This window comes from Pseudomonas sp. LRF_L74 (assembly GCF_965644255.1).
In the GTDB taxonomy this organism is placed as follows: domain Bacteria; phylum Pseudomonadota; class Gammaproteobacteria; order Pseudomonadales; family Pseudomonadaceae; genus Aquipseudomonas.
Genome location: NZ_CBFFRH010000001.1, coordinates 277,090 through 288,730, shown reverse-complemented (window position 1 = coordinate 288,730; position 11,641 = coordinate 277,090). Strand labels below are relative to the sequence as shown.

General features: G+C 65.5%; 12 protein-coding genes. 7 read left to right on the top strand and 5 right to left on the bottom strand.

The features are described from left to right. The first annotated feature begins 3 nt into the window (after positions 1-3). Entirely contained in the window at positions 4-444 is a 441-nt protein-coding gene (locus tag ACSZPK_RS01400; protein ID WP_437879613.1) for a transcriptional regulator, read from the top strand. A gap of 11 nt (positions 445-455) precedes the next feature. Here the strand turns inward: ACSZPK_RS01400 and ACSZPK_RS01395 are convergent, their stop codons facing one another. From ACSZPK_RS01395 to ACSZPK_RS01380, 4 genes are read right to left on the bottom strand one after another with little or no spacing between them, the layout of a single operon-like run. Continuing rightward, on the bottom strand, positions 456-1,439 hold the full coding sequence (locus ACSZPK_RS01395) for a hydrolase (RefSeq protein WP_437879612.1): 984 nt from the start codon (positions 1,437-1,439) through the stop codon (positions 456-458). Between the two features lie 53 nt (positions 1,440-1,492). Further along, positions 1,493-2,089 (bottom strand): 16S rRNA (guanine(966)-N(2))-methyltransferase RsmD, encoded by a 597-nt coding sequence (gene rsmD, locus ACSZPK_RS01390; protein WP_437879611.1) that lies wholly within the window; start codon positions 2,087-2,089, stop codon positions 1,493-1,495. Beyond that, entirely contained in the window at positions 2,089-3,564 is a 1,476-nt protein-coding gene (locus tag ACSZPK_RS01385) for a M16 family metallopeptidase (RefSeq protein WP_437879610.1), read from the bottom strand. Before ACSZPK_RS01385 ends, rsmD begins: the two co-directional genes overlap by 1 nt. Beyond that, on the bottom strand, positions 3,557-4,924 hold the full coding sequence (locus ACSZPK_RS01380; RefSeq protein WP_437879609.1) for a M16 family metallopeptidase: 1,368 nt from the start codon (positions 4,922-4,924) through the stop codon (positions 3,557-3,559). The genes ACSZPK_RS01385 and ACSZPK_RS01380 overlap by 8 nt, the downstream gene beginning before the upstream one ends. A 136-nt stretch (positions 4,925-5,060) precedes the next feature. On the opposite strand from ACSZPK_RS01380, the gene ftsY reads away from it, so the two are divergent. The 5 genes from ftsY to ACSZPK_RS01355 all read left to right on the top strand — a co-directional run bounded on the left by ftsY (position 5,061) and on the right by ACSZPK_RS01355 (position 9,562). Then, complete coding sequence (gene ftsY, locus ACSZPK_RS01375; RefSeq protein ID WP_437879608.1) at positions 5,061-6,419, top strand: signal recognition particle-docking protein FtsY; 1,359 nt, start codon at positions 5,061-5,063, stop codon at positions 6,417-6,419. Beyond that, positions 6,416-7,084 carry a cell division ATP-binding protein FtsE gene (gene ftsE / locus ACSZPK_RS01370; RefSeq protein WP_437879607.1) on the top strand — a complete coding sequence of 223 codons (669 nt, stop codon included), beginning with the start codon at positions 6,416-6,418 and terminating at the stop codon, positions 7,082-7,084. Before ftsY ends, ftsE begins: the two co-directional genes overlap by 4 nt. After that, the gene (gene ftsX / locus ACSZPK_RS01365) at positions 7,084-8,094 is read left to right on the top strand and encodes a permease-like cell division protein FtsX (RefSeq protein ID WP_437879606.1); all 1,011 of its coding nucleotides are present in this window, start codon (positions 7,084-7,086) and stop codon (positions 8,092-8,094) included. The genes ftsE and ftsX overlap by 1 nt, the downstream gene beginning before the upstream one ends. Before the next feature lie 123 nt (positions 8,095-8,217). Beyond that, positions 8,218-9,072, top strand: coding sequence for an RNA polymerase sigma factor RpoH (rpoH, locus tag ACSZPK_RS01360; protein WP_437879605.1), 855 nt, complete (start codon positions 8,218-8,220; stop codon positions 9,070-9,072). Positions 9,073-9,358: 286 nt separating this feature from the next. Continuing rightward, the gene (locus ACSZPK_RS01355) at positions 9,359-9,562 is read left to right on the top strand and encodes a hypothetical protein (RefSeq protein WP_437879604.1); all 204 of its coding nucleotides are present in this window, start codon (positions 9,359-9,361) and stop codon (positions 9,560-9,562) included. 104 nt (positions 9,563-9,666) lie between these two features. Here ACSZPK_RS01355 and egtD read toward each other — a convergent pair whose 3' ends face one another. Beyond that, positions 9,667-10,629: an L-histidine N(alpha)-methyltransferase gene (egtD, locus tag ACSZPK_RS01350; RefSeq protein WP_437879603.1), complete on the bottom strand. Its 963-nt coding sequence runs from the start codon at positions 10,627-10,629 to the stop codon at positions 9,667-9,669. 400 nt (positions 10,630-11,029) lie between these two features. Between egtD and ACSZPK_RS01345 the strand changes: the two genes are divergently transcribed. Continuing rightward, positions 11,030-11,626 carry a LemA family protein gene (locus ACSZPK_RS01345; RefSeq protein WP_437879602.1) on the top strand — a complete coding sequence of 199 codons (597 nt, stop codon included), beginning with the start codon at positions 11,030-11,032 and terminating at the stop codon, positions 11,624-11,626. Positions 11,627-11,641: the final 15 nt, after the last annotated feature.

The window sequence follows — 11,641 nt, the reverse complement described above, 5'->3', positions numbered from 1 at the left end:
CAGATGGTCACGTCCGTGGCGAGCGAGTCCTCGTACCGTGCCGCCATGGAAAAGGTCAAAGCACAATTCGCCGAGAGGTTGCAGCAAGCCATGCGCCAGGCTGGCTACGAGCCCAGGCCATCGGTACTCGAGCGTGAATTCAATCTGCGCAGCTACAGCACCCAGGTCACCCTGCATGGCGTGCGTCGCTGGTTACGTGGCGAAACCTGGCCGACCGACGAAAAGCTGCTGGTACTGGCCGAATGGCTGAAGGTCTCGCCGGAGCAGTTGAAGTACGGCACCGAACTGCAGAACCGCATCGCCGAGCATCGCGAGACCTGGGAACGCCTCAATTATCAGGAGCGCGAGACGCTGGAAGCGTTCATCAACCTGGCGCCAAGCCAGCGCAAGATCGTGCGTGAGGTGGTGATGGCGTTTGCCAAGGCGGGCAAGGCCGAGGGTTGAGCCGTCGCCGGCTAACGCGTGGCCTGCAGCCACGCGCCGATCCGTTCTTCCTGGTAATAGCGCGGCCGGCCCAGGCGCCCACCGACGAAACCGACATGTCCACCCCTGGCGTGCAACTCCAGCTCGGTGCTGGGCGACAGCTCATCGGCCGTGGGCACGCTGTGGGGGAAGACGAACGGGTCGTCGCGGGACTGGATGATCAGCGTCGGCGTGGCGATGCGGTCCAGGTAATAGCGGCTGGAGGCGCGCCGGTAGTAGTCGTCGGCATCGACGTAGCCATGCAGCGGCGCGGTGAAGCGTCCATCGAAATCCCAGAACGTGCGCATGCCCTCCAGTGAACCCAGGCGGTCGAGGGACTCGACGTGCTCGGCCTGGCCTTGTTCGGCCAGGCGCATGCGCTTGTCGCGGACATAGGCGACCAGGCTGCGGATGAAGTGCCGCTGGTAGACCTTGGAAAAGCCCTGGTCGACGCGGTCGGCGCAGTGATCCAGGCGAAACGGCACCGACACCGCGACGGCGCCTTGCAGGCCGGAGCGGTCGGCGGTTTCCCCCAGGTACTTGAGCAACACGTTGCCACCCAGTGAGTAGCCCACCGCGTACAGCGGCGCCAGTGGCCGTTTGCGTTGCAGGTGGGCGATGGCGTGCAGCACGTCCTCGCTGACGCCCGAGTGATAGCCGCGCGGCAACAGGTTGGGCTCGCCGGAGCAGCCGCGCCAGTTCAGCGCGGCGCTGGCCCAGCCCTGGGCGGCCAGGCGCTGTTGCAGGCCGAGCACGTAATGCGAAGAGGACGAGCCGGTCAGGCCGTGCAGGACCAGCACCAGGGGCGCGTCGGCCGTGTGCGGGCCATGCCAGTCGATATCGAGGAAATCACCGTCGTCCAGCCACAACCGTTCGCGCTCGCGCTGTAGGTCGGGGCGATGCCGGCAGAAGGTGCCCCACAGCGTTTGCAGGTGCGGGCCGGGGAGCCACCAGGCGGGGCTGAAGGGCGCGCTCATGGTTCTGGCGCGTCAAGAGCGCCGGGGGCTGGAGCGCTGGGCGCAAACGCCGTTCACGTCTCGCTGCGCTCCCACAGCGAATAATGCACCTGCCCGGCCTTCTTCTCCCGATGCAGCCGCCAGTTGCCCGGCAGGCCCAGGCTGGACGGCGCGCTCTCGCTTTCGCAGTAGACCCAGGCCCGCTCGGCCAGCCAGCCGTTCTGTTCCAGCCGGGCGCAGGCCGGTGCCAGCAGGTCCTTGCCGAACGGCGGGTCGAGGAACACCAGGTCATAAGGGCTGGCTGGCGATTTATCCAGATAGGCCAGCGCGTCGACCTGCAGCAACTGGCCGTTTTCGCAGCGCAGGGTGGCGAGGATCTGCCGCAGGCTGGCGATGGCCGCCGGGCTGCTGTCCAGGGCCAGGCCGCTGGCGGCGCCGCGCGACAGCGCTTCCAGGTACAACGCGCCGCTGCCGGTGAAGCAATCCAGCACCTTGGCGCCCTCGACATAGGGCGCCAGCCAGTTGAACAGGGTCTCGCGCACCCGGTTCGGCGTCGGCCGCAGGCCGTGGGCCATGGGGAAGTTGAACTGGCGGCTGCGCCATTCGCCGCCGATGATGCGCAGCTGGCCGCTGCCACCGTGGTCGGGCTTGCTTGTCGTAGGCTTGCGCATCAGTGCTCCGGTACGCCGAGGGGTTGTTCGACTGGATGGTCGGTCGGTGCTGGCAGTTCCTTTTGCGGCACGCTCGGGCCGGCGCTGACGATCACCAGTTGGTCGGCGCTCAGGTGCCTGGCCATGGCTGCTTTCACCTGCTCGACGGTCAGCGCCTGGACCTGGGCGGAGAAGTCTTCCAGGTAGTTCAGCGGCAGGTCATAGAAGCCCATGGCGCCGAGCTGGGCGACGATGTCGGCGTTGCTCGCGGTGGACAGCGGGAAGCTGCCGGCGGTCTCGCGCTTGGCGTCGTCCAGTTCCTTCTGGGTCGGGCCGTTGGCCAGGTAGTCGGCGAGGATGTCCTGCACCAGCTTGAGCGTGCCTTCGCTGAGCTCGGCGCGGGTCTGCAGGTTGATCAGGAACGGGCCACGGGCCTGCATGCCGGTGAAGGCCGAGTACACACCGTAGGTCAGGCCGCGCTTCTCGCGCACTTCGCTCATCAGGCGGGTGCCGAAACCGCCGCCGCCGAGAATCTGGTTGCCCAGGTACAGCGCGGCATAGTCGGGGTCGCGACGTTCGATGCCCAGTTCGGCGAGCATCAGGTGGGTCTGCTTGGACGGGAACTCGATGTGCGTGTGCCCGGCTTTCGGCTGCTGCGGCACGGGCATCTTGGCCAGCGCCGCGCCCTTGGGCAGCGAGGCGGAAACCTGGGCGGCGATCTTCTCGGCCTCTTCGCGCGACACGTCGCCGACCAGGGCGATCACCGCGTTGCCGGCGGTGTAGGTCTTCTGGTGGAAGGCGCGCAGTTGCGCCCGGCTGATCGACGGAATGGTCTTCTCGGTGCCCTCGGCCGGGTGGGCGTAGGGGTGATTGCCATAGAGCTGCTTGAACAGCTCGATGCCGGCCAGCTTGCCGGGGTTCTGCTTCTGGTAGTCGAAGCCGGCCAGCAACTGGTTCTTGATCCGTGCCAGGGAGTCGGCAGGGAAGGTCGGCTGGCCGATCACCTGTTCGAACAGTTTCAAGGCCGGGTCGAGCTGCTTGCGGTCGCTGAGGCTGCGCAGGCCGGTGACCGCCATGTCGCGGTAGGAGCCGTTGCTGAAATCGGCGCCGAGGCCTTCGAAGCCGGCGGCGATGGCGCTGACGTCCTTGCCCGGCACGCCCTCGTTGAGCATGGCGTTGGTCAGCGCGGCCAGGCCCGGCGTGCCGCCGTCCTGGCTGCTGCCGGCGGCGAAGGTCAGGCGCAGGTCGAGCATCGGCAACTGGCGGGCTTCGACGAACAGCACCTTGGCGCCTTCGGCGGTGTTCCAGCTCTGGATGTTCAACGGGCGATGGCTGGGCGCCTTGTCGTCGAGGGCGGCGAGGGTCTCGATCTTGTTCGAGGCGGCTGCGGCGACGGACTCGGGTTGTGCCTGCTGCTGCGACGTGTTGGCGCAACTGGCGACCAGCAGGACGGCCAGGGCGAGAGCGCTGAGGCGCGGCAGGTTGCGCTCACTCATGGCGGGCTCCTTCGACGGCTTGTTCAGGGAGGATGTAGGCGGTGCTCAGGCGCGAGCGGGTGAAGTAGGTCTGCGCCACGCGCTGGATGTCGGCCGGGGTGACGGCGCTCAGGGCATCCAGGTCCTTGTCCATCAGTTCCCAGGACAGGCCGACGGTCTCCAGTTGGCCGATGGTGCTGGCCTGGCTGGTGATCGAGTCGCGCTCGTAGACCAGGCTGGCGATCACCTGGGCGCGCACGCGTTGCAGTTCATCGGCGCTGGGCGGGGTTTTCTTCAGGTCATCGAGCTGGCGCCAGATGCCGGCTTCGACTTGCTCCAGGGTCTTTTTCTTCTGCACGTTGGGCGTGGCGCTGATCAGGAACAGGCTGTCGCCCCGGGCGAAGGCGTCGTAGCTGCTGGAAGCTCCAGAGACTAGTTCCTCGCCACGCTCCAGGCGCGATGGCAGGCGCGAGCTGTAGCCGCCATCGAGCAGAGCGGAAATCATCCGCAGAGCGTGGGCGTCGCGCGGGTTGGCGGCAGTGGCCAGGCCCGGCACGTTGAAGCCGTAGAGCAGGCTGGGCAACTGGGTCTGCACGTGCAGGGTGATCTTGCGCTCGCCCGGTTCGGCCAGCTCGCGCGGCAGCTTGGCTGGCGGCGTCGGCCGCGAGGGGATGGCGCCGAAGAAGCGCTGGGTCAGGCCCTTGATCTCGTCGAGGCTGACGTCGCCGACGATCACCAGGGTGGCGTTGTTCGGCGTGTACCAGTCCTCGTGCCACTTGCGCAGTTCCTCGATCTTCATGCGGTCGAGGTCGGCCATCCAGCCGATGGTTGGCGTGTGGTAGCCGCTGGCCGGGTAGGCCATGGCCTTGAAGCGCTCATAGGCCAGCGCGTTGGGCCGGTCTTCGGTGCGCAGGCGACGTTCTTCCTTGATCACCTCGATCTCGCGGGAGAACTCGTCGGCGGGCAGGGTCAGGTTGGCCAGGCGGTCGGCCTCCAGCTCCAGGGCGACCGGCAGGCGATCACGCGACAGCACCTGGTAGAAGGCGGTGTAGTCGTCGCTGGTGAAGGCGTTTTCCTCGGCGCCGAGGTCGCGCAGGATGCGCGAGGCCTCGCCGGGGCCGAGCTTCTTGCTGCCCTTGAACATCATGTGCTCGAGGGCGTGGGACAGGCCGGTCTGGCCGGGCGTCTCGTAGCTGGAACCGACCTTGTACCAGAGCTGGGACACCACCACCGGCGCCCGATGATCCTCGCGGACGATGACCTTGAGGCCGTTGTCCAGCTTGAATTCATGGGTGGCTTGGGGGTCGGCGGCCTGGGCCGCGAGGGAGAGCATTAAGGCAGAAAACAGCAGGCCGGCACAGCGGCGGGCGACTCGATTCATGGATTCTTGACCTGTTGGACTACTCGGGGCGGTCGTACCGCCGGCGGGCGAAGAGGTGTAGGATACCCCATCCTTTTCCGGGGCGGCGCAGCAGCTTCTGGCTCAAAAGCGCGCCCCTCTGAGATGTAGACGAAACATGTTTGGTTCCGACGACGACAAGAAAACTCCGGCCGAAACGAGCGAGAAGAAATCCCTGTTCGGCTGGTTCCGCAAGAAAGCCCCTGAAACCCCCACCGCCGCCCCCGCCGAACCTGAGGTTGTCTCGGTCGAACCGAGCGCACATGAGGCGCCTGCCGGGCCTGAAACGCCTGCTCCGGCATCGGTCGAACCTCATCGCCCGCATGCGGATGCGCCCACGTTCGAGCCGGCCCCGGTCGCTCCGGCGATGGCCGACGAGCAACCCGCCGCGCCGCTGCGCCCGGCCATCGAGGCGGGCCAGGATGTGCTTCACGCGGTCCATGAGCCGCAACCAGCACCGATCAGCGAGCCTGAGCCGGCGATCAGCGCGCCAGTCGTCGACGAGCCCAGCGCCGTGGTCGAGCAAGCCAAGCCCGGCGACAACCGTGGCGGCTGGTTCGCCCGCCTGCGCCAGGGCCTGGCCAAGACCAGCGCCAGCTTTGGCGAAGGCATGGCCAGCCTGTTCCTCGGGCGCAAGGCCATCGACGACGACCTGCTCGACGAACTGGAAACCCGCCTGCTCACCGCCGACGTCGGTGTCGAGGCGACCACCGCCATCGTGCAGAGCCTGACCAAGCGCGTGGCGCGCAAGGAACTGGCCGACAGCGGTGCCTTATATAAGGCGTTGCAGGAGGAACTGGCGGGCATGCTCGCGCCGGTCGAGCAGCCGCTGGTGATCGACAAGGCCAAGGCGCCCTACGTGATCCTGGTGGTCGGCGTGAATGGCGCGGGCAAGACCACCACCATCGGCAAACTGGCGAAAAAGCTGCAAGGCGAAGGCAAGAAAGTCATGCTCGCCGCCGGCGACACCTTCCGCGCCGCTGCGGTCGAGCAACTGCAAGTGTGGGGCGAGCGCAACAACATCGCGGTGATCGCCCAGCACACCGGCGCCGACTCGGCCTCGGTGATCTTCGACGCCGTGCAGGCGGCCAAGGCCCGTGGCATCGACGTGCTGATCGCCGACACCGCCGGTCGTCTGCACACCAAAGACAACCTGATGGAAGAACTGAAGAAGGTTCGTCGGGTCATCGGCAAGCTGGACGAGACCGCGCCCCATGAAGTGCTGCTGGTGCTCGACGCCGGTACCGGGCAGAACGCCATCAACCAGACCAAACAATTCAACCAGGCGGTGAACCTCACCGGCCTGGCGCTGACCAAGCTGGACGGAACGGCCAAGGGTGGGGTGATCTTCGCCCTGGCCAAGCAGTTCAACCTGCCGATCCGCTACATCGGCGTCGGCGAGGGCATCGACGACCTGCGCACCTTCGTGGCGCAGGATTTCGTCCAGGCCCTGTTCGCGGAGAAAGACAAGGGATGATTCGATTCGAGCAGGTCGGCAAACGGTATCCCAACGGCCATGTCGGGTTGCATGAACTGAGTTTCCGCGTGCGCCGTGGCGAGTTCCTCTTCGTCACCGGCCACTCCGGCGCTGGCAAGAGCACGCTGCTGCGCCTGCTGCTGGCGATGGAGCGGCCGACCACCGGCAAGCTGCTGCTGGCCGGCCAGGACCTGGGCCAGATCAGCACCGCGCAGATTCCCTTCCTGCGCCGGCAGATCGGCGTGGTGTTCCAGAACCACCAGTTGCTGTTCGACCGCAGCGTGTTCGACAACGTTGCCCTGCCGCTGCAGATCCTCGGCCTGTCCAAGGACGATATCGCCAAGCGCGTGAGCTCGGCGCTGGAGCGCGTCAGCCTGGCCGAGAAGGCCGAGCAGTTCCCTTCGGATCTTTCGACCGGCCAGCAACAGCGAGTCGGTATCGCCCGTGCCGTGGTGCATCGCCCGGCCCTGCTGCTGGCGGACGAACCCACCGGTAACCTCGACCCGCGCCTGGCCGCCGAGATCATGGGCGTGTTCGAAGACATCAACCGCCTGGGCACCACCGTGCTGATCGCCAGCCACGACCTGGCCCTGATCGCGCGCATGCGCCACCGCATGCTGACCCTGCAACGCGGCCGCCTGATCGGCGATGGAGAGGCGAGCTGATGAGCGAGACGCAACGCAACACCAAGGCCGCCGAACGTGTCGGGGCGGTCAAGGCCAAGGCCGACAAGCCAATCAGCGACGGCCCGGACTTCACCACCCTGCTGCACGCCTGGCTGGAAAGCCACCGCGCCAGCCTGGTCGACAGCCTGCGCCGCCTGGCTCGCCAGCCGATTGGCAGCTTCTTCACCTGCCTGGTCATGGCCATCGCCCTGTCGCTGCCGATGGGCCTGTCGCTGCTGCTGGATAACGTCGAGCGCCTCGGTGGCTCCTGGCAGCGCGCGGCGCAGATTTCCCTGTACCTGAAGCTGGATGCCAGCGAGTCGGTTGGGCCGTCGTTGCGCGACGAGATCGCCGGCATGCCGGACGTCTCCGAGGCCGAGTTCATCAGCCGTGCCGAAGCGCTGTCCGAGTTCGAGCAACAGTCCGGGATTGGTGAAGCGCTGCGCGACCTGCCGGAAAACCCGCTGCCCGGCGTGATCGTGGTCACCCCGAAGGAAGTCGACAAGGCCGCACTGGAAGCGCTGCGCCAGCGCCTCTCGGAGCTGAGCGGCGTGCAGCAGGCGCAACTGGACATGCAGTGGGTCGAGCGCCTGACCGCGATCCTCAAGCTGGGCCAGCATTTCGTCTTCGGTTTGTCGCTGCTGCTGATCCTGGCGCTGCTGCTGGTGGTGGGCAACACCATCCGCTTGCACATCGAGAACCGTCGTAGCGAGATCGAGGTCATCAAGCTGGTAGGTGGAACCGATGGCTACGTTCGCCGTCCCTTCCTCTATATGGGCGCGATCTATGGCGTCGGCGCCGGTGTGCTGGCCTGGGCGGTGCTGGCCTTCGGCCTGGACTGGCTGAACGATGCGGTGGTGCGCCTGGCCGGGTTGTACGGCAGCGACTTCGCCCTTGGCGGCGTGCCGGTCGAGCAGGGCTGTTATTTGCTACTCGGTGCCGTATTCCTGGGCTATATTGGCGCCTGGCTGGCGGTGGCGCGGCACTTGAGTGAGCTGGCGCCCCGATAACAAGCGTTTGTTTTTAAATAGTATTCGTGCTAAATCGTTAGCTCTGCAAGAAACTTATCCACAGCCCTGCTGTCCTATCTTGCGGCGCGAAAGCGTACGAATTCAGTAAACCGGAGGTTTTAAATGACCACTTCTCTGCAACCTGTTCATGCCTTGGTTCCCGGTGCAAACCTGGAAGCCTACGTGCATGCGGTGAACAGCATTCCCCTGCTGACGCCCGAGCAGGAGCGCGAGCTGGCTGGCAGCCTCTTCTACAGTCAAGATCTGGAAGCGGCCCGGCAAATGGTGCTCGCGCACCTGCGCTTCGTCGTACATATCGCTCGCAGTTACTCGGGTTATGGTCTGGCCCAGGCCGACCTGATCCAGGAAGGCAACGTCGGCCTGATGAAGGCTGTCAAGCGCTTCAACCCGGAAATGGGCGTGCGCCTGGTGTCCTTCGCGGTGCACTGGATCAAGGCCGAGATTCACGAGTTCATCCTGCGCAACTGGCGCATCGTCAAGGTCGCCACGACCAAGGCCCAGCGCAAGCTGTTCTTCAACCTGCGCAGCCAGAAGAAGCGTCTGTCCTGGCTGAACAACGATGAAGTGCATGCCGTGGCGCAGAGCCTGGGCGTCGAGCCGCACGAAGTGCGCGAGATGGAGAGCCGCCTGTCCGGCCAGGACATGGCCTTCGACCCGGCGGCGGATGCCGACGACGACAGCGCCTACCAGTCGCCGGCCCACTACCTGGAAGACCATCGCTACGACCCGGCCATGCAGCTCGAAGACGCGGACTGGAGCGACAGCTCCAACGCCAGCCTCAACGAGGCGCTGGAGAGCCTGGACGAGCGTAGCCGCGACATCCTCCAGCAGCGCTGGCTGGCCGAGGAAAAAGCGACCTTGCATGACCTGGCCGCCAAGTACAACGTCTCCGCCGAGCGTATTCGCCAGTTGGAGAAGAACGCGATGAACAAGCTCAAAGGCGCGATCCAGGCCTGACGTTGTTCGCTTCGACAAGATGCCGCCCACCGTTCCGGTTGGCGGCATTTTTGTTGGGGGACGCGGTGTAGCCCGTAGGGTGGACGACGCTTCACCCGTCCACCCTCGCATCGCCTTGGTGGATGAAAAGAGCGTCAGCTACGCGCCCCGATCCACCCTACGAAACGGTGTGCGCGTGCTGTCTCGAAGTCACTCCCTCGATATCCACTATCGAGCCGACTGATTTCCGCTGATCCGACCCGGCCCCTAAAGTGGAGCCCACACCACCCCACGGTCGGAGAGCGACATGCCCAACGTCAGCATCATGTCCCAGATTGGCAGCGCCTTGCCGGCTGCCTTGCGTGCCGCGGGCCATATCGCCTGCTGGTATGTGCTGGTCGACGGTCGGGTCATGGCGGGTCCGTTCATGAGTCGTGGTGCGGCCCTGGCCAGCGAGTCGATCTGGCGCTTCGAGTTGGGCATGCGTCACCGCGACACATTGGTCGCCTAGTTTCCTCCACGCGCTCGTCTTGCTCCTTCGAGCGCATTAGGCAGCTCCCCCGCTGCCCGTTTATTGCCCTTGGCCCACTTCCCCCGGTGGGCTTTTTTTGCGCGTCACTCGCGGCGCAGGTAATGCACGCTGAACAGCTTCCACGGGTCGACCCACATTGCCTCGGAGTGGAAAGCCGATTGCGCGGCCAGTTCACGGAAGGTGGCTGGCGTGTATTTGTAGGCGTTTTCGGTGTGCAGGGTTTCGCCCGTGGCGAAGTCGAAGCGCTGGCCTTCGATCCACACCTGTTGGGCCTGCTTGCTGCGCAGGTGCATTTCGATGCGTGACTCCCCCTGGTTATAGAAGGCCAGGTGTTCGAAACGGCGTGGATCGATGTCGCTGTCCAGTTCGTTGCGGATGCGCTGCAACATGTTCAGGTTGAACGCGGCGGTGACGCCGGCCTTGTCGTTGTAGGCGGTTTCCAGCGTTGCCTTGTCCTTCACCAGGTCCACGCCGATCAGCAAGCCGGCCCCTTCCGGCAGCGCCTGATGCAGGTTGCGGAGCAGGGCACTGGCCTCTTCCAGGTCGTAGTTGCCGATGCCCGAGCCCGGGAAGAAGGCCAGTACCGGCCGCCCGAGGATGGCCGTAGGCAGGTCCAGCGGCTGGCTGAAGTCGGCGCAGGACGCGTGGACTTCGAGCCAGGGATAGTCGGCGGCCAGTCGATGGGTGCCGGCAAGCAGGTCGTCGTGGGAGATATCGATGCCCAGGTAGCGGGCCGGGCGCAGCGCATCGAGCAGGAAGCGCGCCATGCGGCCGGTCCCACAGCCCAGCTCGACCAGGCTGCTGCCGGGGCCGACGATGTGGGCGATCTGGTTGGCCGCCAGGCGCAGGATCATTTCTTCCGTACGGCTCTGGTAGTACTCCGGCAGTCGGCAGATCTTGTCGTAAAGCTCAAGTCCGCGCCGGTCATAGAAGAATCTTGGCGGGACCGACTTGGGCGCGCCGGCCAAACCCAGCAGCACGGCTTCGCGCAACGCGTCCGTGTCGTGCTGCCGGTAATGCTCGTGGTAGCAGATGGCCAATGCCATGTCAGGACTCCTTGGTCAGGCGCAGCCCGGCGAAATGCCAGCGCATGGTGGGGTAGCGGTTACGGTAGGAACTGCGAGTGCGGTCTTCAGGAGAATGCGATTGGGGGTGGGCGTGCGGCATACGCCTCGCTCCTGCTCTCGCAGGTGCGCCGCCGCCGAGACGGCGGCGCACCTGGGTCCTGTGTTGTTGATCGCTGTGCGGTGATGATTGGCTGCTCGCGGAGAAATGTCGTGGGCCTACGGAAACCGACTGGGAGGAATAAGCAAAGGTTCAGCAGGAATCATCGGGGAAGCGATGGACGGTTGGGCGTGTGAGCTGACGTTGACGACAGGGTCGTTATGCCCGGCATGGGCTTTGAGCTAAGATCGCGGCTCTTGCGTATCGGATAGGGAGATCGCCGTGTCGATTTCGAGCATTGTCATTCTGGTTATCCTGGCGGTCCTGGTCTTCGGGCTGATCAGTATCTACAACCGCCTGGTCGCGTTGCGCAACCGCTATCAGAACGCCTTCGCCCAGATCGAGGTGCAGCTCAAGCGCCGCTACGACCTGATTCCCAACCTGGTGGAAACCGCCAAGGCCTACATGGCCCACGAGCGCGATACCCTGGAAGCCGTGATCGCTGCCCGCAATGCCGCCGCCTCTGGCCTGAAAGCCGCCTCGGCCCAACCTGGCGATGCGCAGAGCATGGCCCGCCTTGGCGCTGCCGAAGGCCAGCTGGGCAGCGCACTCGGGCGCCTGAACGTGACCATGGAGGCCTACCCGGACCTCAAGGCTTCGCAGAACATGCAGCAGCTCAGCGAGGAACTGGCGAGCACCGAGAACAAGGTCGCCTTCTCGCGCCAGGCATTCAACGACGCGGTCACCGAGTACAACACCTACAAGCAGAGTTTCCCGCCGGTGGTCCTGGCCAACTTCTTCGGCCACAGCAAGGACGCCGCCCTGCTGGAGTTCGAGGACAGCGCGGCGATCCAGGCCGCGCCGAAGGTTTCGTTTTAACGGCGGCAGGTAGGG

Excerpts from the sequence above, each read along its gene's own strand:
- ACSZPK_RS01380 (WP_437879609.1), bottom strand. The coding sequence starts at position 4,924 with ATGAATCGAGTCGCCCGCCGCTGTGCCGGCCTGCTGTTTTCTGCCTTA.
- rsmD (WP_437879611.1), bottom strand. The coding sequence starts at position 2,089 with ATGCGCAAGCCTACGACAAGCAAGCCCGACCACGGTGGCAGCGGCCAG.
- egtD (WP_437879603.1), bottom strand. The coding sequence starts at position 10,629 with ATGGCATTGGCCATCTGCTACCACGAGCATTACCGGCAGCACGACACG.
- ACSZPK_RS01400 (WP_437879613.1), top strand. The coding sequence starts at position 4 with ATGGTCACGTCCGTGGCGAGCGAGTCCTCGTACCGTGCCGCCATGGAA.
- ACSZPK_RS01355 (WP_437879604.1), top strand. The coding sequence starts at position 9,359 with ATGCCCAACGTCAGCATCATGTCCCAGATTGGCAGCGCCTTGCCGGCT.
- ftsY (WP_437879608.1), top strand. The coding sequence starts at position 5,061 with ATGTTTGGTTCCGACGACGACAAGAAAACTCCGGCCGAAACGAGCGAG.
- ftsE (WP_437879607.1), top strand. The coding sequence starts at position 6,416 with ATGATTCGATTCGAGCAGGTCGGCAAACGGTATCCCAACGGCCATGTC.
- ftsX (WP_437879606.1), top strand. The coding sequence starts at position 7,084 with ATGAGCGAGACGCAACGCAACACCAAGGCCGCCGAACGTGTCGGGGCG.
- ACSZPK_RS01395 (WP_437879612.1), bottom strand. The coding sequence starts at position 1,439 with ATGAGCGCGCCCTTCAGCCCCGCCTGGTGGCTCCCCGGCCCGCACCTG.
- rpoH (WP_437879605.1), top strand. The coding sequence starts at position 8,218 with ATGACCACTTCTCTGCAACCTGTTCATGCCTTGGTTCCCGGTGCAAAC.
- ACSZPK_RS01385 (WP_437879610.1), bottom strand. The coding sequence starts at position 3,564 with ATGAGTGAGCGCAACCTGCCGCGCCTCAGCGCTCTCGCCCTGGCCGTC.